The following is a 22511-nucleotide window of genomic DNA, read 5'->3' as shown; positions in this document are numbered from 1 at the left end:
ATTAATATTCTTCAATTCGCTCTAAAGCATTTTCCCAATCGCTTGGATAAATCCCAAATTCATCCTGAATTTTTTCGCAATTTAGCTTGGAATTTGCTGGGCGTTTCGCAGGAGTAGGAAATTCAGTAGTCGTAATTGCATTTAACTGAGGTTTCTTATCGATCACCTGATGTTTTACTGCGGCATCAAAAATGACATTAGCAAACTCAAACCAGCTTACATGGGGCATACCTGAAAAATGATAAACACCATAACTTGTTGGCTGTCCGCTGCTAATATGCAGTGCTATTTGTATTAATGCTTTAGCAATATCACCTGCATAGGTTGGGCCACCATACTGATCATCGACAACACTCAGTTTATCTCGCTCTTTGCCTAAGCGAAGCATGGTTTTCACGAAATTGGCGCCATTTTCATGAAACACCCAGGCGGTACGCAAGATAATATGTTTTGAGCAAAACTTAGCAACTGCATTTTCGCCAGCTAACTTGGATGCACCATAAACGCTTTGCGGGTTGCTCAAGTCTTGCTCGCTGTAACTATCTTGCTTATCTCCAGAAAACACATAATCGGTAGATATGTGTAGCAATGCTGCATTGATGCTTTCCGCGGCTTTTGCCAAATATTCTGGTCCAAGCGCGTTAATTTGATGAGCCAGATCCTGTTCTTGTTCGGCTTTATCTACTGTGGTATATGCAGCCGCATTGATAATTACATCCGGTAAAAAATCATGAATTTGTGCGTTTACATCGACTTCACAGGTAATATTCAATTGCTCGCGTGCCAACGCGAGCAATTCAGCCTTCCCTTGAAGCTTATTGACGAGTGCCTGCCCCACCTGACCATTAGCACCCGTTATCAATATTTTCATGCTGGCTGACAATCCTTATTGATACTTAAATTTTTCGTCAATGAGTCGCTTCAAATATTGACCGTATTCATTCTTAAGCATTGGTCTTGCAATCTCCAGCATTTGTAAGTCATTGAGCCAGTTATTGCGCCAGGCAATTTCTTCCAGGCACGCGACTTTCAGCCCCTGGACATGCTCAATGGTCTGAACAAATGATGAAGCTTCGTGCAGGCTTTCATGTGTTCCTGTGTCCAACCAGGCAAAGCCACGGCCTAACAGTTCGACATTCAGGCTGTCATCTTCCAGATACATCTGATTGATTGAGGTAATTTCCAACTCACCACGCTCGGATGGTTCAACTTTCTTTGCAAAATCAACAACACGGTTGTCATAAAAATACAAGCCAGTCACAGCATAATCAGACTTAGGCTCTTGAGGCTTCTCTTCAATAGAGACAGCTTTCATTTGGTCATCAAACTCAACCACACCGAAGCGTTCTGGGTCTTTAACCTGATAACCAAATACAGTGGCGCCATGCTCTCGCTGTGCAGCATGCTTCAGTGTTTTAGAAAATGACTGACCATAGAAGATATTATCGCCAAGCACCAGACAACAACTGTCTCCGGCAATAAATTCTTCGCCGATTATAAAGGCTTGTGCCAGGCCATCCGGACTTGATTGCACGGCATATTGCAGATTAATCCCAAAATCTGAACCATCACCCAGCAGGCGTTTAAAGGATTCATTATCTTCCGGCGTAGTAATAATCAGGATATCGCGTACCCCTGCCAACATCAGCGTTGAAAGGGGATAATAAATCATCGGTTTATCATAAACAGGTAACAACTGCTTAGACACACCACGAGTGATTGGATATAGACGTGTACCCGAACCGCCAGCTAAAATTATCCCTTTCATGATGCGGTTACTCCCATACGTTCCATGCTGTAAGAACCATCCAGCACACGTTGCCACCAGGTTTTATTATTCAGGTACCACTCAACGGTTTTACGCAAACCCGTTTCAAATGTTTCTTCTGGCGTCCAGCCCAATTCACGCTCTATTTTACTGGCATCAATTGCATAGCGAACATCATGTCCAGGGCGATCAGCCACGTAGGTGATCAACGATTCGTAAGACACTACACCAACAGGTTTCTCTGGAACCAGTTCTTCAAGCAACGCACATAGCGTCTTCACCACTTCGATATTGGCTTTCTCGTTATGACCACCAATATTGTAGGTTTCGCCGATTTCACCTTCAGTGACTACTTTATAAAGTGCTCGTGCATGATCTTCGACAAACAACCAGTCTCGAATCTGCATACCATCACCGTAAACAGGCAGAGGCTTTCCGTCTAATGCATTCAAAATCATCAGCGGGATCAGCTTTTCAGGAAAATGGTAAGGACCATAATTATTGGAACAATTAGTGACTATGGTCGGGAAGCCATAGGTCCGCAGCCAGGCACGAACCAGATGATCGCTTGAAGCCTTAGAGGCAGAATACGGGCTACTTGGTTTGTAAGACGTGGCTTCAGTGAACAGCTCGGTAGTACCTTCTAGATCACCGTACACTTCATCGGTCGAAATATGGTGGAAACGAAAAGCCGTTTTACGTGCATCGTCCAGCTTGTTCCAATAAGCGCGCGACACTTCCAACAGGTTATAGGTGCCCATGATGTTGGTTTCAATAAACGCAGCTGGACCATCAATCGAACGGTCAACATGGCTTTCAGCCGCTAAGTGCATGACTAAATCTGGTTGATATTTTGCAAACACATTTTCCAGAGCCGCTCTATCGCAAATATCGGCTTGCTCGAAGCGATAGCGCTCATTATCAGACACTTCGCTGAGCGATTCCAGATTACCTGCATAAGTCAGCTTATCCAGGTTAATCACACTGTTTTCAGTGTATTGGATAATATGACGAACAACGGCTGACCCTATGAAACCAGCACCACCTGTTATTAGAATTTTCATATTAAAACTTATAAGCTCCTTAGGATTTTGACTGCAATGAAATATAATAATCCAAATGTCTTTCAGCCATGACTTTGGATGTAAAAAAACGCCCATACAAATTATATGACGACTGAGCATAATAATTTAAATTATTTGTAACTGTCGTGATTGCAGAAGTTAGAGATTCAGTATCATCCAAATTAAACAAACCTACATCATCATTGCAAAAAAAACCTTTATAAATATCAAGATTACTACAAACCAATGGTAGTTTGAATGATAAAGCCTCTAACATTGCGAGTCCAAAACCTTCTGAATATGAAGACATGCAATAAATATCAAAATATTTATAATAACTTATTGAGTTGTTGACAAAACCAACAAAAACAACTCGACACTCCAGTCCATTATCAGCAACTAATTTTTTTAGATCATTTAATTCTGGACCATCACCAACAATAATTAATGCATGTTCTTTCAAACTAACCAGAGAGTTTATTATTTGATGAAAACCTTTCCGATTTATTAAATGCCCAACTGCGCCAATTACAGTATACTTACTTGAAATCTCTTCTAATTCACTGTTCTTTAATGAGTTATCAGCACATGCTTTTGATATACCATACGGTATAACAATCTCATTATTTAAATGAAGTGAAGATAAATAATACTCCCTCATTTTCTTAGAGGAAAATATTACACCATCAAACCAACGCAACAAGTATACCCAGACAAATGAAATAGCACCTCCCTTTATGGAGCCATATGTAAAGCACATGTCTTTTTTAATTTCATTATGAATCCCAGTCACAACTTTGGCTCCAGATCTTTTTATTTTAGCTTTATGGAGAATCCCATAAAAATCAGGCCGTAACATTGTTGTATGGATTATATCGTAACATTCAAAATCAAACGGTTCAAAAATTGATATTTTCTTACAGGAACAACCTAAATTTATTGTTTTCTCATCAACATCATCAAAATAATAAACATCAATCCTAGAAGATATTTTACTTAACTCGTCAATTAAGTACTTAGTGAAAACGATTGGACCACGATTAGCTAATGATGGTAATACGAAAGCAATACGCATATAATTCTACCTATTTGAAATCTTTTTATAGAGCGAAATTCGAAAGCGCCTATACAGATATTTAAACTGGAAAGGAGATATTAAAGCAGAAAGTAAAAACAGACAAACACCGATCAACTTACAATTACTATGATAACTTTTACTTCCTTTTTCTAAGGTTTTCCTTGATATTTCGTAAAGCTTTTTTTGAATTACATTATTATCATCACAGTTTAAATCAAAACTTTTTTGTAGTAATATAGAGCTCTTGTAAGCATTACAAACTTTCTCGAAAGATTTTAATTGTTTATATCCATATGTATCAACTGTATTACCCCCTCTAACTCTTACACTATAAAGTGGTTCCGGATAATTATGTAATTTAAAACCTTTACTTATACATCTTAATAAAAAATCATAATCTTCAACTGGAGGAAATCGATACTTCCCAACTTCATCGTATAAGCTTTTTCTACACATCCAAATGTGCAGTACTGGTGTCGCCCAGGTACAAGTGTTAACCAAGTCTGAATGTTTAATCAAAGGCTCATACTGCCCTATGACTTTATTATTCTCATCTATAGTTTTTGTATAGCTTCCTACTAAATCTATATTTGGGTTATCCTGTAAAAAATTATATAACTTTTCAACTCTCTCGCTATCACAGATATCATCAGCATCCATTCTAACTATGAACTCACCAGAAGCTAAATCTAGAGCCCTGTTTAATGTATAAGCTATCCCACTATTAACATCATTTTTAAAAACAAGAATTCTAGAATCATTTTTCTTTAGAGCCATGCATTTCTGATATGTGTCATCAGTTGAGCAATCATCAATAATAATGATTTCAAGATTGGTGTAAGATTGATATATAATACTATTAATTGCATCTTCTATAAATGGAGAAACATTATATGCAGGAATTAAAACACTAATCATATTACCTTACACCAACCCTATCACTCATATTAACCCCTAATCTATTCTCTTTTAAGTGTTTTGCAAGGACCATCATGCAAAAAACATAAGGTATTGCTAATGATGAAGCCGATGATCCAACAAGGAAAATCGGTAATAAAATCATATAAACCTTATTCCGGACAAAAAGACAAAAATACAAAAAGAACGAAGTATATACGAATGCACCGATGAAACCTAACTCGACAACCCATGTTACAAATATATTATGAGTACCCATACCGATTGCATACTCACCATTACCAGCCCCAACACCAATTAAAGCTGTAAAAAAATCGACGTTGCTTAAATAATCAAAGGTTAGAGATATTATCTTAAACTTACTGAGAAAACTATAATCAGACAACAACCACTTTTCTGCCTGCCCAATCAAAAACAACATTGAAATCGGAACAGATATCAATAATAAGTAACGCATCCACTTTGTTTTATAATAAACCATGATTATTTGAAGAAAAATATAACCCGCATAAGCTGCCCGTGAAAAAGTCAAAAAAACAGCTACTGAAGCAAGCAAAAATATATAAAATGAAAACTTGGCATGATTACTTATTACCAACCAATAGTAAAATGCCAAAAATGCAACAACTTGAAGACCAACAGTATTTGAATCAATATACATCAAACTATTGGTTTTATAAATATGAAAAGATAGACCAAGCTCAGCTAGTTTATTTGCATCTACGGAGGTATCAGGATGTAAGACCCTCCAAAAACCATCCAATAAGCAATATAGCAAATTAATTACAATGAAACTAAGTAAAATCTTATCTGTTAAAACAGCTTTTTTTAGATGAAGCATTAATAAAAGGGCATACACGAAGTTAATAATAACCCCCGTGGCTAAAGATGGAGTTGTCAATAGGTATTGATAAAAGAAAGAAACCGATGGAATCAAACAGAATAAAATATACTTTTCACTTAAAATGTAGTTCCGTGTAAACACTGTAATCAAAGTAAAAAACAAAACTAAACTAAAAATGAAATAAATAGGGCTCAATGATGTAACCCCAGCAAGATAAAAACCAGAAAAAAGCAGCAGCATTTTTAAAACAAGCTGATTCATTTTACTTTTTCACCTTAAGTTTTTTGTATATAAACTCTTTCAAGAGAATATACATTTCCCGAATTACTTGTATTTCTGCTTGACCAGCATAACTATGCTTCAAACTTAAGATTTTTTTGACAACCACTGAAGACGGAGGTTCAGAAATAGAGTAACTGTTAGCTAAATGTGGGGAAATGTAATTTTGAAAGTCGGATACCTGAAAATCATATGTGTTTATATGGCATATTGCATTTTCAAGTTCCTCTTGGTTTTTAGCTTCAATCAAAACAATCCCGTCAGGTTTAAATTCATACCCCATATTTTCATTATGAGGATTGTAATAAATAACGGGTCTTCCTAATAATAAGGCTTCATGTATTAACGAACTAAATCTCGTAATTAAAAACTTTGAATTTATAACTTGTTTGTGCACTACACCTGCGTGTGAAGGAATAACATAATTTTCCAACCCCTCTAAATTTGAAAAATCTCTCGGATGTTTCGATATTTTAAATTCTACTCGAGTATTTTTTAATGCATGCGATACAGATTTTATCCAGTCATCCCTCACATCTTCAAATATACCATAAGTAAAATTACAATTAATTAGTGCACCATTGGTATTTCCGTGATGATAAGATAAGCTTTCATATCTTGGGTTACCAGTTATTTCTACATTAGACCGCCTCATGAGTTCTTTCGATATTATCCCTTGAGCGAAAACCATATCTGAAAACAAATATCTATTACTCGTATTGGATAAATCAACGACAGATTCTTGCAAAGCCACACTAACAATATTTAATTTACGTGCTAACTTTATAAGCAATTTAACTTCTGCTCCCCAATCATTCCCAACAATAAAAGCAGCATTTTTATTTTTCAATTTAAAAAAAATCTCCACTGGATTTTTTATACGACTGCTCTTACCTGGAAACAGCTTCAAAAATGCCTCTTTGGCTCCTTCATCTTTAACAATCGGGAATGAAACATAAATATCATTAAGTTCTAACATTTCCAATAAAACATTTTTAAATAGATAAACTAAAGTATCACTTCCTAAATAAAAAACACAGGGCTTATTTACTAACATATGATAATAAACCTAATAAGCTAATAATTGAAAAAGAAATAAATATGTTCTTATACACATAATTAGTACCGACAACTCTAACAGCATAAAAACTAGCCATCGGCAAATAAATAAACAAGTATGCTACAATCATCGAGATAGGAAAGGCATAAATCCCTATCGTCTTATATGATAAAGCGAAAATAATTATCATCGCCAAACCTGTAAAACCATTAGCAGTATGCCAGATGATGTTATTTGTAAGACTATATAATTGAATGTGCATCGCTCCAGTCCGCTCTATAAGAAATGCAATAGTTAATAGTAGCCAGAAAATAGCTGATGGCATCTTAGTGTTAAGCGAAATGACATTATCAACAAATGGAAAAATAAAATATGAAAACAAACATCCAAAAGAAAAAATTAGTATAGCGTATAACTGAGACTTACCAGCTAATGTTATCAATTTCTTCTCAGAATGATTAATATACAACGAAGCCATGATAGGAATCTTTGTATAAAATGGAGCTTGAGAAAAAGTGCTTATAGCTCTTATGATTTGTAATGAAAAAAGATATACGGCAGCATCAGTTGTTGACAAGAAATTAGCAGCACCAATACCGCTGAGGTGTACTAGCCCAACAGACATTAGTATTCCAACTGCACTTTTCCCAGCTGTCATATAGATCTTTTTCTTAACTGATTGAGGGTTATCAATTGAACCTAAAGTAAGATTTTTATGATCCAATTGATATTTCTTAATGTAATTGAAGTTAATAAAGACAGATAACAATGTTGAAATTTGATATACAAAAATCACCCAAAAAATATTTAGTCTCATCAAAACGCATATAGATGCTGCTATAGTCGCCAAGACTGATGATAGCATAATACTACGTTGACTATCAGCAACGTAACCCCAACCTTGTAATATAGCAATAAATTTATTGCCATAAAGTAAAGCCGCAGATGTCATACATAATATTATCCAAGCTGATATTGAATAAGGAATAGAGCTACTATTAGTCATTGGTTTTACAACCAGGAGACTCCCTATGGTCAACATTATTAATAACGATATAAATGAAATTTTCATATATATGTCATTCAGCAAGTTAAATAGTTTATTAAATTCCTTTCTAACTTCAACATTTGTTGCTATTTTTTGATTTTTTATACCAAAAGCAGCTTGTTCAACTTTAGCACCTCCTTTTACATAAGAGACTAATCTAATGAAAGTAGGAGTAAAACCGATATCAAAAAGTAAACAGATACCTAACATTGTAGTAAATGTATACCAAAGCACTATATCTTCTGGCGAGAAATGGGTGAGTATGAGTGGAAGTAATAGTGCTAATCCAAGTGTCTTAGATAACAAGCTCACCCACGTCATAATTGTGGGTGAGTGGTACACCTTGGTGAGAGTATATTTAAATTTAGACAGGATCATGCAATCTAGAGCCAATTCCACCATTTATATCAATGACAGAACCATTTAGGAACTGACAACTATCTGATATTACGAATTTAACCGCTTCAGCTATCTCAGATGGCGTAGCTATTGTTCTTGTTGGGTGAAACCCTTTCAATATTTCAAACGCATCTGGATTTTCTTTAAACCCATCCAGTAACATTTCAGTGGCAGTTGCAGCTGGTTGTATAGCATTCACTCTGATTACATGTCCTGAGTCAACTGCTAACGCTTGAGTTAAACCAAGAAGAGCCGTTTTACTTGTTGCATAAGAGACAAAACCAGGTTTAGTCAATTTTGAATGTATGCTACCAATGTTGACAATAGAGCCTTTAGATGCTTTTAGTTTTGGAAACAATAACTTTCCAAGAATCAATGGGGCATTTAAGTTAGTATCAATAGTTTCAATAAAATCTTCAACTTTAAGCTCTTCAAAACTTGAGAGTATTTGAACGGCAGCGTTATTTATCAGCGCTTTTAACTGATACCCATTTAATTCGTTCTCAAGATTTGATATAAAAATATCTCGGCCACTCGCGTTAACCACAATATCCCTTATATCAAGCTCAATAAAGCCATCTAGACCATTAATATCTGCTTTTCTATCTATCCCGACAACATAATAGCCTGAGTTTTTCAGCATATTACAAATGGCGGTTCCAATTCCACCATTAGAGCCAGTCACAATTACAGCATTCATTTTTTCAACCCGAGGAAATCAACTAACCTATCAATTGCAACTATATTTGTTCTTTCTACAGCATCTGATGTATTTGAGCTGTTATGTGATCCAAAAATACAAAGCGGATGCTCACGTAAATAACTATTCATTGGTAAAGGCTCTACCTCAAAGACATCTAATGCTGCTGAGTGTACCTTACCAGTTTTCAATGCTTGGCATAGTGCCATCTCATCAATTAAAGGTCCCCTAGCAACATTGATTATTCTTACACCATCTTTACATAAGCCCAAAATATCACTATCAAGCATATGGAAATTATGTTTATTTAATGAACATGTAAACAAAATAAAGTCACATTCATTTAAATTTTCTGGCCAGGTGTTTATTTTAATCCTGTCATCTTCTACTTCTTTAATAGCTGGATCATAAACGATAACATTCATTCCTAAAGCCAGAAGACGTTCGGCCGTATTCTTCCCTATATCACCATATCCAACTAAACCTACTGTTTTTTCAGATATTGATATACCTCTATTTTTTGGCCAGTTACCTTTTCTAACTTCTCGATCTATAAAAAATGTTTCTCGTGCCAATGCAATTAAATAGCCAACACCGATGTCAGCAACTTCTTTTCCAAACATGTCCGGAGTATTAATTATTGGGATATTTAGTTCAGTACACGCGTCAAAATCGACATTATCAACACCGATCCCCCACTTAACTGCAGCTTTTAAGTTCCCCTTCTTACCAGCTTCAAATACCTGTTTAGTAGCAGGATCATCTCCTATAATCCAACCATCAAATTCTGGTAGTAATTTAATCAACTCATCTTCGCTAAGTGTTTGTATAACCTCTGCGCATGTCACATCTACGTCAAAACTTTCTAAGTAGGGAAGAAACTGATCTTTCATGCCCAACATTGGTGGGCAAGTTACTAATACTTTCATAATTTTTCCTATTGTTATTTTTTCAATTGTTTTTCTGCTAGCGCTTCTGCTAAGTACCAGTCTTCAGGCTCATCTATATCAACAGATTCTAATTTTGATGTTACGAACTTAAGCGGCGAAACCCCAATCCTTGCATTTGTTGCAGAAAAACTATCTCTTGTAAAAATATATAAACAGGAGTTTTCTTCATACCAAGGTTCTAAATCTTGCGTTCTAATTAATTCTTGAGGATTATGATTAACAGGTACTAGTTCTTCTGTATAAAATCTAGTTTGTACTTTATTTACTGTAAACAAAGAATCTGCATCTTCATTTTTTTCAAATTCATCAATTGCATGTTTAATTGTAGCACTACTTAGAAGTGGATTCGTTGTATGTGTCATTAAATAAATATCAGCATCATTATGCTTAATATCATCTTCTAATATCGCATTCATACTAGTGAAATCACCACATAATTCAGGTTTTCGATCCCGAATTACTACGCGATCGGACTCTTCCAATCCATTTTCAATAAGTATTTCTCGCGCATCAGTATTAATTATTACTTGGTCAATTTCTTTTATTTCAAGCAATGAATCTAATATCCATTGAAATAATGGTTTGTTCGCAAGTAATTTAAAATTCTTACCTTTGACTCGCTCACTGTTTGCTTTCATTGGAAGCAAAGCTACGATTTTCTTTTTTTTCATGAGTAACATCCATACTTGTAATACGAGGATAGAAATATTTTATTTTCATTTCATGAGATAACTGACGATGGATATGATTCCCACAATATGCACCATAATACTGTGCGAATCTAAACCTTATTATTGATGTCAGTTCTGATGATAAAATCCCACGTTTGAATGCTTCTTTGCAGTCTTTCAAAACTGCGACAAAAATGAAAGAAAATAGATCCTTAATACTAAAGTGTAATTCTGGCAATATTTTTTGTAATGCTATAGCTTCTCGTTCATAGCGTATTTTAACCTGCGACCATGTTTCATCATGAATATGGTAAACGGCAGCACCGGATACGTAACCAATTCTTTCATTTTCATCTACTAACTGCTTAGCAAGATACATATCCTCAAGGCCAGTTAAAGTTTCATCAAACTTAAACTTATTCCATATATCTTTTCTTATGGCTGAGTTAGCATTATTACAAAAAAATCCCACTTGAGGAATCTTTGACTTTGCTGGGAAATATTTATCAAACAGTTGCTGCTCACTAAACTTCGTTGTATCGCGACCTAACTGACGTCCATAAGTATAGCTTACGACACCTTCATACAATGGAAGTACCAATTCATGAATCCAATTGTCATTCGCCGGTATACAATGTCCGCTAACGAAAGCAAGATAATCTCCCTGAGCAAATTCACAGCCTATGTTTAGTGACCGACCAAAAGTAAATTCACTTTTTTTGATATATGTAATTCTTGCTTTATAAGCTTTCGCTATATCCAATGTTTTATCTGTTGAGCCAGAATCTACAACTACTATTTCAATATCAAATAAATCAGACTTCTGATTTGATATTGAATTTAGAAGCTCTTCTAAATGCCTTTCTTCATTTAACGTTCGAATTACAACACTTACTAATGGCATCAAATGCTCTCCATATCTATCAAAAATACTGAACCTGATAATGGATACTCATTAATATCGTTTTCTTTTAACCCTGTGGTTGCTGATGTCACATAGATGGTTTTCTCATCTTCAGAAAAGCAACAATTGGTTGGTTGTAAAGCAGGAATATCAATTTTACCAATCAGGGTACCGCTAATATCAAACTTATAAATACCCGAACCTCCCCACATAGCTATATATATTTCATTTTTTGAATTAATATCACCGCCATCCGGAGTAAAACATTCACTACTAAAATCATTCCAAACACATTTTTTTATCACTTCTTTCTTTATAAAATCTATTTCATATCGGTATATTATTTTTTCAAATGAATCAGAAATTAGAAACTCACTTTCAGATATTTGAACAAAACTGTTGGGTATGCCTATATCTTGATCGATTATTTTGACATCTTGTCCATTAGATAGATATAAACTACCATTTAAACCTGTAGGTTTTTTTTCCATACTCCCAAACAGGTATATTCCCTGAGATTGAATGCCATCATTCAACCTCATTGTATGATCCAACCTAAATTCTTTTGTTCTTACCTTCCAGGTGCTATCTAAAAGATTAATATCTACAATTCCACTTTCAGAACCAACAGTAACCCAATTGTCAGATACATCAAAAATGACACTCACCATTTCAGGTAAATGAACTGTTTCAATCTGATTAATTTTGTTTATATTGACAAAATTAATCGCTTTTCTCTCTATATCTAACCAGTAAAGTACTTCATTTTTGAAGTATATCCCTTCACCTAGCAGGTTTTTGCTATTTATTACTCTAATCATTTTGATTCATAACTATAGTTGTAATAACCACCGCTGTAATGCGAACTCGCGGTTCGCAGTACCGCATTGAGAATAAAGCCTTTCACTTCAATGCCATTTTGCTCAAAGCGTTGCTTGGTCACTTCAATCTCTTTCACCGCGTTCTGACCAAAACGGCCGACCAGCAAAGTCGTACCAGCATGGGCACCCACTATAGCCGGATCGGTCACTGCCAGAATTGGCGGGGTATCCACCACCACAATGTCGTAATTGTCCGAGGCCCAGTCTAACAATTTCTTAAATCTTGGGTGCATCAAGAGTTCAGACGGGTTAGGCGGCACTTCGCCGCGGCCGATAAAATCCAGATTGTCCACACCAGGTTGCTTGATAACCTCTTCTATAGCAGCTTTATCAACCAGATAGCTCGACAGTCCCGGTGTGTGAGTGACCGCCATGTTCTTTTCCAGCCGGCCTTTACGCATATCGGCATCGATCAGCAACACACGCTGGCCGGTTTTGGCTATTACCGCGGCCATATTGGATGACACAAACGACTTACCAATGCCCGGGCTGGGGCCGGAGATCATCAGGATATTGTTTTTGGCTTCCATCATGGCAAAATGCAGGCTGGTGCGCAGACTGCGCAGCGCTTCAATCGACAGGTCCGCCGGGTTCGCCACTGCCAATAAACTCTCTTCCACGGTGAGCTGCCGTTTAGTTTTCTGTTTCTTTTCCATATCGCTTTGCCAGTCCGACAGCGGAATACTGGCATAAACAGGTAAACCAATGGCTTCAATTTCATCCGGGTTTTCCACCCCGCGGTGAAACGCTGCGCGTATCAAAACTAACGCCACCGCCAGCATACCGCCCAGCAAAGTCGCTAACACCACGATTAAGGCTTTCTTTGGCTTAATCGCGTTTGTATATGACTGAGCGACATCCAGAATGCGGACATTACCAACCGTACTGGCTTTGAGGATATTGAGTTCCTGCACTTTGTTCAGCAACTGAACGTAGATTTGCTGGTTGACTTCCACATCCCGGGTTAAACGCAACACTTCACGTTGGGTTTTGGGCAGCTTTTGCACCTGGCGGTTGAGTTTCTCGCGCTCGCCAAGTAAAGTTTTACGCTTATCCAGCAGCGCAATATAAGCTGGGTGCTCTTTGGTGAAGCGCTGGGAAATTTCACTTTCTTTAAAGGTCAGCTCATTGAGCTGGGACTCCAGAGTGACCATCACATCCAGGGTCGATTTAGCTTCCAGCCCCAGATCAATCGAATCGTTGGCCTGGCGGAACTGGTTCAGCTCGTCTTCGGCTTTGGTCAGGTGTACTTTGACATCCGGCAGGTGACCGCGTAAAAATTCCAGACTCTTTTCCGCTTCGGCTGAATTACGGGCCACGTTCTGCAGAAAATAGTTCTGGCTGATGTCATTCAAAATCGCGGTATTCTGCGCTTTGTCTGCCCCCGTGAAGGAGAGTTGCAAAATACCGGTTTGCTTACCGCGCTCCGAGACTGACAGGCTCTGCTGAATCCACTGGATGGTATCTAAGCGTGAACGTTTGCTGATACTAAACTCTGTCCCTGCCTGTTCGCTAATCAGCTCCGAGACAAAAAGCTGATACTCACCGGATGTCGCCAACTCGCCGACTTTACCCGATAAAACTTTCTGCTCTTCACTGTCGAACAGGATATAAGTCCCGCTGTCCGGGTCATCCACCACCAGGGTATACACCGGCTCTTCTGTGCCCTGAGGGATATCAAATCGACTGATCGCAATACTGTCTTTATTGCCGGTCAGACGATTTAAGCCCTTACCAATCAAAGGCAACGCAGCAGGTTCTGCCAGTGTAGTCAGGTTGAGTTTGTCCACGGTTTTGCCGAGGATCATGCGCGAGCGAATAATCTCAATTTCGGTACTGGAGGAGGACTCACTCGAAAATAAATCCCCCATCTCGCCCAGAGCAGACAGGCCATTGCTTTTCTCTTCAACCTGCAGCAGGGCATCGGCTTTATAGATGGGCGTCGCTAACAGCGCATAAGCAATGCCTGCAACCGCAAAGGCGAACGTAATGGCGATAATGGTCCAGCGCCTGTCCAGCAAAATGCCAAACAGCTTGCCCAGATCAATCTCGTCGGAGTCGGATTGTTTCACCGACACTTGTTGCGAAACAGTCATAGTGTCTATCTACTCAGGCTACTCATGATGGTGGATGTCATGGTGATCTTCCCTGTCTTAATTACTGTCGCTCAGGGTTCAAACCGACAGTTATTGATCACTCTCTAAGCATCACTCTGTAAACATCAGTCTGTAAAAACTGACGCCAGGTGTTACAGCTTTTGCGCCCAGGCACGGGCGGCTTTGTCGATCAACTGATAGGCATGTTCGTACGCTTCCCGGCTCAGGCGGTAGGGGTCAGGAATGTCCTGCTGACCAATCCATTGCCCAAACAGCATGGTTTTGCCTCTGGCTTCTGGCACTATGGACGCCACTGCATCCAAATGGCTTTTTTCCATCACCAGAATCAAATCGACGTCACGGCACATCGCTGAGGTCAGTTGCTGAGCCTGATGCCCATCAAGGGAAACTCCATTTTCGGCGGCAATGTCGCAGGCCGTGCGATCTGCAGGTTTTCCCTGCAGATTACTTTTCTCTGTGCCTAACCCTGCCGACTGAATATTTTTAGCCGGCAGCAATTGTTTCAGCAGCGCTTCCCCCGACGGAGAGCGGCAAATATTGCCGACGCACACCACAAGAATATTATTGAACATGGCTTACCAATCCCTCACTCGAACTGCCCCTTCGGTCAGCTGATTAAACCCGGTAATGGTTGGCAGCAACTGGCGCACTACACGGTTCCAGCGCGCAATCGGTGCCGAAGTCACATACACCACATCGTAGGGTTCCAGTTCAAACTCTGTCCCAAGCACCAGTGCCGCGGCATCTTTGATATTTAACTGATAAATGTCCGCCAGTTGCGTGTTGTCTGCTGTAGATACAGTATTTGCCTTGTTATTTTTGCGTACGTTACGAATCACAAACACACCGGTCGCGTCCGCTTCCAGCTCGTTAATGCCGCCAACACTGCTCAGTGCTTCCGTCAGCGTCATACCGGCACGGTCAATTTTCAGCAACTGTGGAGCGTTCACTTCACCCATGACAAACACTTTCTGCGCATCGTTTCGCGGCACATGCACTATGTCGCCAGGGCGAAGCAGGCGGTTTTGCGTCAGATCACCACGCTGCATTAAGGCATACAGCGAAATATCCTGTTCTATGCCATTGCGGGTCAGGGTCACATTGCGCCAGTCGGCCTCTTTTGCCAGCCCACCTGCTTTGTTAATAGCATCTAAGAGTGTCATCGGCACATTAGTAATCGCTTGCTGGCCCGGCGTGTTTACTTCGCCGGTCACGTACGCTTTTTGAGAGCGGAAGGCCGCGACATTGACATCCACTTGCGGGCTTTCTATGAAAGCCGCCAGTCGACGGGAGATTTCATCACGGATTTGCGTCACGGTTTTGCCGCCGACCTGAACAATACCGATATACGGATAGAAGATGCTGCCATCAGCATGCACCCAGTTACCAGACTCACTGGAACTGCGGTAAGAACCGGCAGGAATGGTCAGCTCAGGGTGATCCCAGATGGTAATATTCAGAATATCGCCGGGGCCAATATAGTACTCATAGCCCGTGAGTTCGGCATCCAACGCTGGATTGGTTCTGGCTGTCACTTCTGGCCGTTTTGACTGGTAAATAACAGAAGGTGTCAACGGATAGACGTTAACCTGCTCAGACACGTTGAACGCTTCATTGTCTGCTTGTTGTTTATTGTCGGGTAACGACAGATGGGAACCGGGAACAACCGTACAACCTGCTAATAACAATGACGCCACAGCAGTAAAAAGGAGCTTCTTAGAGAAATCCATATCCAATCAACGTTGATAAATAAAAAATTGAATTTTGATCGAAAAACTAATCGCAATACGCAAATTGCAGTTGCCAATAGATAAGTCAGTCGCACATTATGCAAACAGCTGAACACACTAGAGTGATTACAACCGCTTAATTAGATAAACCTGATGGAGTAATGAGCACGAACTGCCACTTAACACCCGGCACAGTGCATAAAGACAGGAATTGAATGCCTGTTAAAAGAGAAACTGCAAGGAATTTTGTATTTCAGCGGCTGCCAATATACAGCCTCTTGACCTTTCAGACACGCTACCGCCCTTAGGTTACAGCTCCCAAACGCCTTCAATAACATCCATGTTTTCTGCAAGGTGCAGGTTATCGTTTTCACATGACACTCGTGTCAGCCGGATGACATTTTATTAGAAAAATGTGATTTAGGTTACACTTGCCTGCGTTTTAAGCAAAACCTGTGAAAACGCCTGTATTACCCCATCACAATCGTTGCAGAGCGTGTAAAAACGCCCTGATTGACTGTCACTTTGGCTGCCGCATTCTACACAATCGCACCCCACTGAGAAACCATTAAATGCAACAGGTCTCAAATTAGAGTAATTAGTCACCGTCAGGTTATTGTTCACATGAAAAAATTCAATTTCCAGTGCATTCAACAGAATGTTCACCGAACCCCATGAACTTACAAATGAATGCAACGCTACTATAATTGTTAGTACAAATATTCTAACTGAGTGTTTTGTTTTAAAAGCGCAGTAATCAGCAATCTTCACATTCTATACATTGCTATCCTTTATATATCGAAATATCATTGAAAAGCGTTTTGCGTTATCAACAAGTCGCAATCTTTCATATTTATCACTTAACACAAATCAATAAGGGAATAGGATGAACAAGGTAATCGTTTCTCTGGCTGCATTGCTAATGGCCAGTTCAGCGTTTGCAGCTACCGGCACCACAGGTACTGCAGCAGCTACTACCTCTACGACCACAGCAACTACAGCTTCAACGGCTGCGGCCGGTACTGCAGCCGGTACTGCGGGTGCAACGGCTGCCGCTGTTGGCGGTATCACAGCTACCACTGTTGCTGTAGGCGCTGCCGTGGCAGTAACAGCAATTGCTGTTGTTGATGCCAACGACAACGACACAGCGACATCAACGTCTGTAAATCGGGGCTAAGCAAACACGCTTTGCTGTCTCTGATTCGATAACCGCACATCTGTGCGGTTATTTTTATTTCTGTCATTGACCAGTGACTACTATTGACCTGTGACTCCCATTGACCTATGACTAGCGGATACCTAATGTTCGACGCCCGTCTTTCTGTAAACAGACGCTTTCTGGTACTCATCACCCTGTTACCGCTTTTTTTATCCGGATGCAGCCAAAAATTTCAGAATGTGTCGGATACCTTTCGTCTTGCTGTCAGCGGTGATGATGACACGGTGAAACCCTCTGCCTGGATTGAACAACTCCCTTACGCCAGTATGTACGCCCGCATCGGAGACGGCCCTCAGGCCTTTATGGTGCTGGCACTGGCAGAGCCTGCTGCGGTTCTGACATCGTCAATCACAGCGACTGAGCCAAAAGCTGCTACTGAGCCAAAAACGGCTACTGAGTCAGAAACTACCGAGCCGGCTATGCAGCTGAAATGGCTGGCCGCCGACAAAGGCATGCTGGTGACGGAACACGGGCGGCTGGTGAAAACCCTGAACCTGCCCCTTGGTAATCTGGTACAAGTTACGGCAAAAACGCCAGACCCGGTCGCACTCGGATTGCAGTTGTCCACTACGCCGACAACCTGGACCCGCCGCATCGACTGGCAGCCCGGCTACCACTTTGGTTATCAGCTCACCTCCCGCTTCGAGGACAAAGGGCTGGTGACTATTAGGATCAACAATATTACTCAGTCTGCACGCTATTTTGTTGAGACGGTCAATGTACCCAGTCTGGATCTGCAGTTTGACAACGCTTTCTGGATTGAGCCCGCCAGTGGTCAGGTACTGAAAAGTCGCCAGCTTATCGCACCCGGCTTACCTGAAGTCGAAACACAATTGCTTAAAGCTTACGGACGATAACGGTTTATGAATCCAGATAATCACTTGCAGCGGATGTTTTCGCCTCGCCAGACATGGCTTTTCGCGCCAGGATCTATGATGAAAGCTTTGATACTAATAGCTTCATCAATTGTATCGCCCGCCATGGCGACGCCTGTTGAAACGGCACCCACCTTCGTCAGGGTACAGCTGAACAACGGCGATAAAGAACTGCAACTGCGCTACCCTGATACCGTCCGCCTGGATCGGGTTCAACAAGACGCCCTGGCCAATGTATACCAGTTAACGACAAAATCAGGCAATACTGCTCAGGCTCTGTACTGGAGCGGTTCCTTTTTATGGAAAGCCGATCACCGTGCTAAGCAGGCCATCGCGCTGCAACAGCAAACCGTAGACAAGCAGATCCGAGCGCTGGCCGATCACTGGCGCTACCGTCGCCCGGCTGCCAGTGAGACTCTGAATCAGCTGGCGCAAAGTCTGGCTTCGCCTATCCCGGGTGAGCGCATTTTTCTTCCGTTAGACAGCGATCGCGTGCGTATTGTGCCGGACAACAACCCTGCGCTGAACGGACCTTTTGTGTTGCGATTCGCCACCCGGCCCAATACCGTTAAGGTGACTGGCGCCCTCAAGCTGCCGGCCGGCAATACGGCTGAAATTTCCCTGCCCTGGCAGGAAAGGCAAGATGCCGCAGGCTATCTGAAACAGATACAAGCGTTAGCGGTTGCCAACCGGGATTACGTCTGGGTGATTCAGCCCGACGGCAAAGCCGAACAACACAGCATCGCGTACTGGAACCGACAACATAAAGATATCGCGCCGGGTGCCATTCTTTATCTTGCGTTTACCGATCTGCCAGCGAGTGCGAAGTCGTTAAATTCTCAAATTATTCATTTGCTTTCACAAAGGCCTTTCTGATGGATCAGCCTGTTATGTCTTCCTGTACCAAGCGCCTGGGTCTTCGTTTTCCGGGTCTCTGTTTTCTGTCAGGGTTATCTCTGGGCGTTATCACTTTTACGGCCCAAGCCGATGAATTCAGTTATCCTGATTTTTCCGTTTCCCAGTCTGATTTTGGTGGCGTAGGCCTAATCCAGATGCCTTCCGGTCGAGTTGCATCGGAAGGCGAATTCACCTTTGGTACCACCTATAATGAAGATTACCTGCATTACAATGTGTCATTGCAGTTGTTCCCCTGGCTGGAAACCACCATACGCTACACGCTGGTTCAGGATGTTCTCTACAGTGAGGACGAGAACTTCAGTGGCGACACCAAATACACAGACAAAGGCATAGACTTTAAGCTTAGGCTATTAGAAGAAAGCTTCTGGATACCAGAAACCTCTGTTGGTATTCGTGATTTTGGCGGTACCGGATTGTTTGACGGCGAATACATTGCAGCCAGCAAACACTGGGGAGCGCTGGATTTTACCCTGGGGCTGGGCTGGGGCTACATTGGCAACGGCGCCAGTCTGTCCGGCGATAAAAGCCTGAGCAGCGACTGCGGCCGAAATACCGAGTATAAAGGCAAAGGCGGCAGTGTCGATTTCGAGCGCTGGTTCTCCGGCTGCATGGCGTTATTTGGCGGAGTCGAATACCAGACGCCCTGGCAGCCTTTGCGACTGAAACTGGAATATGACGGCAACGACTATACCAGTGATTTTCCTGTGACCCGCGCGGACTCGGATATGACTCAGGACAGCCCGATAAACCTGGGGGTGTTATACCGTCTGGGCGACTGGGGCGATCTGCGGATCAGCTATGAGCGCGGCAATACCTGGACTGCCGGTTTTAACCTCAATACCAATTTTAATCAGCTGACCACCTCCTGGCGGGACACACCTGCTGCCACGTATGCGCCCGACAAGCAAAAGCGGACTGCCACCAGTGCAGACTGGCAGAATATTGCCAATCAACTGCATACCAACGCCGGTTATGAAAACCCGACCCTATACGCAGATGACCATACAGTGACTGTAGAGGCGCCGCAGAACAAATACCGGGATCGTGACCAGGGCTATCAGCGTGCGGCAACCCTGCTCAGCAATCAGTTACCAACAGATCCTGACACCGGTCTGCCGCTTTATAGCGAATACCGCCTGATCGAAACCAGCAACAAGCTGCCAGTCAAGGAAACCCGCATTAATGTGAAAGCATTTGATCAGGTCGCCAGTCACAGCTATGTCAATGCCTCTATCGACGATGCCATCACTCATCAGGTACCGGCACAACCACAAGGCCGGCTGATTGCGACAGACACTGACAAATGGGACCTGAGTGTCTCCCCGACCCTTCAGCAGTCTTTTGGTGGCTCAGAAGGTTTTTATCTGTACAACTTAGGGGTGACGGCCGGTGCCAGTTATCACATGACGGACCATTGGGAGCTGGGCGGCAGCGTCTATCTCAATCTGTTCGATAACTATGATAAGTTCCTCTACGATGTGCCGCCCGATGGCACAGATTTAAAACGTGTTCGTACTCTGGTTCGCCAGTACATTGATGGCAATCCGATCCGGGTCAACAATCTTCAGCTGACCTGGATGGATCAACTGGCGGATAACTGGTACGGGCAAGCGTACACAGGTTACCTGGAAATGATGTTTGCCGGTGCGGGCAGTGAAGTGCTTTATCGCCCTATGGGAAAGAACTGGGCGCTGGGTGCTGATATGAACTACGTGATTCAGCGAGACCCGGATACCCAGTTTGGTCTTTTCCATGACGAAGTGCATTTTGATCCCATCACAGGACGTGACTACAAAGTGCAAACTGGCGCGCTAACCGGTCATGCCACTTTCTATTACCAGCCACAGTGGACTTTGTTACCCAATACGCTGATGAAAATCAGCGCCGGGCGCTATCTGACAGAAGATGTGGGTGTCACCTTCGATTTCTCCAAGCAGTTTGACAGCGGGGTGATTGCCGGTGCCTTTGTGACCAAAACCAACCTGTCGGCCGAAGAATTTGGTGAGGGCAGTTACAATAAAGGCTTTTACATCTCGATCCCTTACGATCTGATGACAGTAAAACCAAGTCGCAACCGCGCCAATATTTCCTGGCTTCCTCTGACGCGTGACGGCGGGCAGATGCTCAACCGTAAGTACCAGCTCTACAACATTACCGATGCGCGTTATCCCTGGTACAGCCGGAAAATGATGCAAGCGGAATAAGTATAAGGATCATGGTTTTATAGTCAGGTGACACTGGATGGCCCGCCTCGGCGGGTCAGCTTACTGCTGAGAGCACAACCGCTCCTGCTTTTTTGCCCTCTTCGCTTTTTCTCCTGTTTTTTAGCTTTCTTTATATCCTTTCAACTCTTTTTTGTTGTTCTGTGTGTCTGATTTCGCCAACAATTAACCCTGAACATTAATTGGATTTATTGCACTCGTGCGCTGTGGTTTTACTAAGTCGATCAGCTGAACAGTTGCACCGGGATCCCGTATCGGCAATATAGAAAGTGGCTAAATATTAATCTTCATCAAATACTGTCGCCTTCCTGAACTGATGGAGTGATCTCGTAATCGACGTTTGTGAGGTAGAAATATGTTCAGAAAGTATGCTGTTTTTTCGGTAACATTTCCCGTACTGCATAAAATCAACCTGTTGCTGGCGATCGCGTTTTTTGCCACCTGCTGCTACCAACTGGTGGTTCAGGAAGATATCGTCTTCAGTCTGGGGCTATTGGCCGTCGTGTTCCTGCTGACTCTTTTTGCCGGTTCGTCAAATTACCGGCGTAAATATATCAGCTTCCCCTATTCAGTCGATTAACCCTGACATTCATTGCAAATGAAAGCGAACATCGTAAATCAAAGCAAGAGCCGGGATCGGCATCCCGTGTCTTTAGGCCACGCTTAGCTCATGTTACTTTTTTGTATAAAAAGTAACTTTTAATAGGCCTCGATTATCCGATTTTTTTGTCAGGGATCACGGATAGTAGAAACTTGTTCAATAATTTCCTGCAAGTGGCCTATGGCTGCTTGCTTCCGCTAAGAGCACCCACCTATAATTTGCCTTGTGAGTACATATTTACTTAATTCTAATGCTCTACTGAACG

At 41.6% G+C, this 22511-nt stretch carries 21 protein-coding genes; 5 read left to right on the top strand and 16 right to left on the bottom strand.

Features of this window, described 5'->3' with window-relative positions; translation table 11 throughout:
* Position 1 precedes the first annotated feature (1 nt).
* From rfbD to KCG43_RS00935, 16 genes are all read right to left on the bottom strand, one after another.
* Positions 2–871 carry a dTDP-4-dehydrorhamnose reductase gene (gene rfbD / locus KCG43_RS01010; RefSeq protein ID WP_218382834.1) on the bottom strand — a complete coding sequence of 290 codons (870 nt, stop codon included), beginning with the start codon at positions 869–871 and terminating at the stop codon, positions 2–4.
* A gap of 15 nt (positions 872–886) precedes the next feature.
* Positions 887–1768, bottom strand: a complete 882-nt coding sequence (gene rfbA, locus KCG43_RS01005; protein WP_218382833.1) for a glucose-1-phosphate thymidylyltransferase RfbA — start codon at positions 1766–1768, stop codon at positions 887–889.
* On the bottom strand, positions 1765–2832 hold the full coding sequence (rfbB, locus tag KCG43_RS01000; RefSeq protein ID WP_218382832.1) for a dTDP-glucose 4,6-dehydratase: 1068 nt from the start codon (positions 2830–2832) through the stop codon (positions 1765–1767). The genes rfbA and rfbB overlap by 4 nt, the downstream gene beginning before the upstream one ends.
* Positions 2833–2851: 19 nt before the next feature.
* Entirely contained in the window at positions 2852–3907 is a 1056-nt protein-coding gene (locus KCG43_RS00995; RefSeq protein WP_218382830.1) for a glycosyltransferase family 4 protein, read from the bottom strand.
* A gap of 6 nt (positions 3908–3913) precedes the next feature.
* Positions 3914–4828 (bottom strand): glycosyltransferase family 2 protein, encoded by a 915-nt coding sequence (locus tag KCG43_RS00990; RefSeq protein WP_218382829.1) that lies wholly within the window; start codon positions 4826–4828, stop codon positions 3914–3916.
* A gap of 1 nt (position 4829) precedes the next feature.
* On the bottom strand, positions 4830–5933 hold the full coding sequence (locus KCG43_RS00985; protein ID WP_218382828.1) for a hypothetical protein: 1104 nt from the start codon (positions 5931–5933) through the stop codon (positions 4830–4832).
* A 1-nt stretch (position 5934) separates the two neighbouring features.
* Positions 5935–7008, bottom strand: coding sequence for a hypothetical protein (locus KCG43_RS00980; protein ID WP_218382827.1), 1074 nt, complete (start codon positions 7006–7008; stop codon positions 5935–5937).
* Entirely contained in the window at positions 6995–8371 is a 1377-nt protein-coding gene (locus tag KCG43_RS00975) for a hypothetical protein (protein WP_218382826.1), read from the bottom strand. Before KCG43_RS00975 ends, KCG43_RS00980 begins: the two co-directional genes overlap by 14 nt.
* 52 nt (positions 8372–8423) lie before the next feature.
* Positions 8424–9158 carry an SDR family NAD(P)-dependent oxidoreductase gene (locus KCG43_RS00970; RefSeq protein WP_218382825.1) on the bottom strand — a complete coding sequence of 245 codons (735 nt, stop codon included), beginning with the start codon at positions 9156–9158 and terminating at the stop codon, positions 8424–8426.
* Positions 9155–10087, bottom strand: a complete 933-nt coding sequence (locus tag KCG43_RS00965) for a phosphoglycerate dehydrogenase (RefSeq protein ID WP_218382823.1) — start codon at positions 10085–10087, stop codon at positions 9155–9157. Before KCG43_RS00965 ends, KCG43_RS00970 begins: the two co-directional genes overlap by 4 nt.
* Positions 10088–10101: 14 nt before the next feature.
* A complete protein-coding gene (locus tag KCG43_RS00960) occupies positions 10102–10779 on the bottom strand; it encodes an acylneuraminate cytidylyltransferase family protein (RefSeq protein ID WP_218382822.1) in 678 nt (225 codons plus the stop codon).
* Positions 10730–11683: a glycosyltransferase family 2 protein gene (locus KCG43_RS00955; protein ID WP_218382821.1), complete on the bottom strand. Its 954-nt coding sequence runs from the start codon at positions 11681–11683 to the stop codon at positions 10730–10732. Before KCG43_RS00955 ends, KCG43_RS00960 begins: the two co-directional genes overlap by 50 nt.
* Positions 11683–12504, bottom strand: a complete 822-nt coding sequence (locus tag KCG43_RS00950; RefSeq protein WP_218382820.1) for an SMP-30/gluconolactonase/LRE family protein — start codon at positions 12502–12504, stop codon at positions 11683–11685. Before KCG43_RS00950 ends, KCG43_RS00955 begins: the two co-directional genes overlap by 1 nt.
* A complete protein-coding gene (locus tag KCG43_RS00945; protein ID WP_218382819.1) occupies positions 12501–14660 on the bottom strand; it encodes a polysaccharide biosynthesis tyrosine autokinase in 2160 nt (719 codons plus the stop codon). Before KCG43_RS00945 ends, KCG43_RS00950 begins: the two co-directional genes overlap by 4 nt.
* A gap of 152 nt (positions 14661–14812) precedes the next feature.
* On the bottom strand, positions 14813–15253 hold the full coding sequence (locus KCG43_RS00940) for a low molecular weight phosphotyrosine protein phosphatase (protein ID WP_218382818.1): 441 nt from the start codon (positions 15251–15253) through the stop codon (positions 14813–14815).
* 3 nt (positions 15254–15256) lie between these two features.
* Positions 15257–16411: a polysaccharide export protein gene (locus KCG43_RS00935; RefSeq protein ID WP_218382817.1), complete on the bottom strand. Its 1155-nt coding sequence runs from the start codon at positions 16409–16411 to the stop codon at positions 15257–15259.
* Positions 16412–17297: 886 nt separating this feature from the next.
* Here KCG43_RS00935 and KCG43_RS00930 point away from each other — a divergent pair.
* From KCG43_RS00930 to KCG43_RS00910, 5 genes are all read left to right on the top strand, one after another.
* Positions 17298–17588: a hypothetical protein gene (locus KCG43_RS00930; RefSeq protein ID WP_218382816.1), complete on the top strand. Its 291-nt coding sequence runs from the start codon at positions 17298–17300 to the stop codon at positions 17586–17588.
* Between the two features lie 125 nt (positions 17589–17713).
* A complete protein-coding gene (locus tag KCG43_RS00925) occupies positions 17714–18487 on the top strand; it encodes a YjbF family lipoprotein (protein ID WP_218382815.1) in 774 nt (257 codons plus the stop codon).
* Positions 18488–18610: 123 nt separating this feature from the next.
* Complete coding sequence (locus KCG43_RS00920; RefSeq protein WP_218382814.1) at positions 18611–19381, top strand: capsule biosynthesis GfcC family protein; 771 nt, start codon at positions 18611–18613, stop codon at positions 19379–19381.
* Between the two features lie 14 nt (positions 19382–19395).
* Entirely contained in the window at positions 19396–21627 is a 2232-nt protein-coding gene (locus KCG43_RS00915) for a YjbH domain-containing protein (RefSeq protein ID WP_218383284.1), read from the top strand.
* 373 nt (positions 21628–22000) lie between these two features.
* Positions 22001–22225: a hypothetical protein gene (locus KCG43_RS00910; protein WP_192017041.1), complete on the top strand. Its 225-nt coding sequence runs from the start codon at positions 22001–22003 to the stop codon at positions 22223–22225.
* The last annotated feature ends 286 nt before the right edge of the window (positions 22226–22511 follow it).

This window comes from Photobacterium sp. WH24, assembly GCF_019204055.1.
Taxonomy (GTDB): domain Bacteria; phylum Pseudomonadota; class Gammaproteobacteria; order Enterobacterales; family Vibrionaceae; genus Photobacterium; species Photobacterium arenosum.
This window is presented reverse-complemented; position numbering and strand designations above follow the sequence as displayed.

Bases quoted from the DNA above. Each gene is read 5' to 3' on its own strand.
- KCG43_RS00955 (WP_218382821.1), bottom strand. From the start codon at position 11,683: ATGCCATTAGTAAGTGTTGTAATTCGAACGTTAAATGAAGAAAGGCAT.
- KCG43_RS00990 (WP_218382829.1), bottom strand. From the start codon at position 4,828: ATGATTAGTGTTTTAATTCCTGCATATAATGTTTCTCCATTTATAGAA.
- rfbB (WP_218382832.1), bottom strand. From the start codon at position 2,832: ATGAAAATTCTAATAACAGGTGGTGCTGGTTTCATAGGGTCAGCCGTT.
- KCG43_RS00950 (WP_218382820.1), bottom strand. From the start codon at position 12,504: ATGATTAGAGTAATAAATAGCAAAAACCTGCTAGGTGAAGGGATATAC.
- KCG43_RS00915 (WP_218383284.1), top strand. From the start codon at position 19,396: ATGTCTTCCTGTACCAAGCGCCTGGGTCTTCGTTTTCCGGGTCTCTGT.
- KCG43_RS00980 (WP_218382827.1), bottom strand. From the start codon at position 7,008: ATGTTAGTAAATAAGCCCTGTGTTTTTTATTTAGGAAGTGATACTTTA.
- KCG43_RS00970 (WP_218382825.1), bottom strand. From the start codon at position 9,158: ATGAATGCTGTAATTGTGACTGGCTCTAATGGTGGAATTGGAACCGCC.
- rfbA (WP_218382833.1), bottom strand. From the start codon at position 1,768: ATGAAAGGGATAATTTTAGCTGGCGGTTCGGGTACACGTCTATATCCA.
- KCG43_RS00935 (WP_218382817.1), bottom strand. From the start codon at position 16,411: ATGGATTTCTCTAAGAAGCTCCTTTTTACTGCTGTGGCGTCATTGTTA.
- KCG43_RS00985 (WP_218382828.1), bottom strand. From the start codon at position 5,933: ATGAATCAGCTTGTTTTAAAAATGCTGCTGCTTTTTTCTGGTTTTTAT.
- KCG43_RS00925 (WP_218382815.1), top strand. From the start codon at position 17,714: ATGTTCGACGCCCGTCTTTCTGTAAACAGACGCTTTCTGGTACTCATC.
- KCG43_RS00940 (WP_218382818.1), bottom strand. From the start codon at position 15,253: ATGTTCAATAATATTCTTGTGGTGTGCGTCGGCAATATTTGCCGCTCT.
- KCG43_RS00965 (WP_218382823.1), bottom strand. From the start codon at position 10,087: ATGAAAGTATTAGTAACTTGCCCACCAATGTTGGGCATGAAAGATCAG.
- KCG43_RS00930 (WP_218382816.1), top strand. From the start codon at position 17,298: ATGAACAAGGTAATCGTTTCTCTGGCTGCATTGCTAATGGCCAGTTCA.
- rfbD (WP_218382834.1), bottom strand. From the start codon at position 871: ATGAAAATATTGATAACGGGTGCTAATGGTCAGGTGGGGCAGGCACTC.
- KCG43_RS00960 (WP_218382822.1), bottom strand. From the start codon at position 10,779: ATGAAAAAAAAGAAAATCGTAGCTTTGCTTCCAATGAAAGCAAACAGT.
- KCG43_RS00910 (WP_192017041.1), top strand. From the start codon at position 22,001: ATGTTCAGAAAGTATGCTGTTTTTTCGGTAACATTTCCCGTACTGCAT.
- KCG43_RS00920 (WP_218382814.1), top strand. From the start codon at position 18,611: ATGGCGACGCCTGTTGAAACGGCACCCACCTTCGTCAGGGTACAGCTG.
- KCG43_RS00995 (WP_218382830.1), bottom strand. From the start codon at position 3,907: ATGCGTATTGCTTTCGTATTACCATCATTAGCTAATCGTGGTCCAATC.
- KCG43_RS00945 (WP_218382819.1), bottom strand. From the start codon at position 14,660: ATGACTGTTTCGCAACAAGTGTCGGTGAAACAATCCGACTCCGACGAG.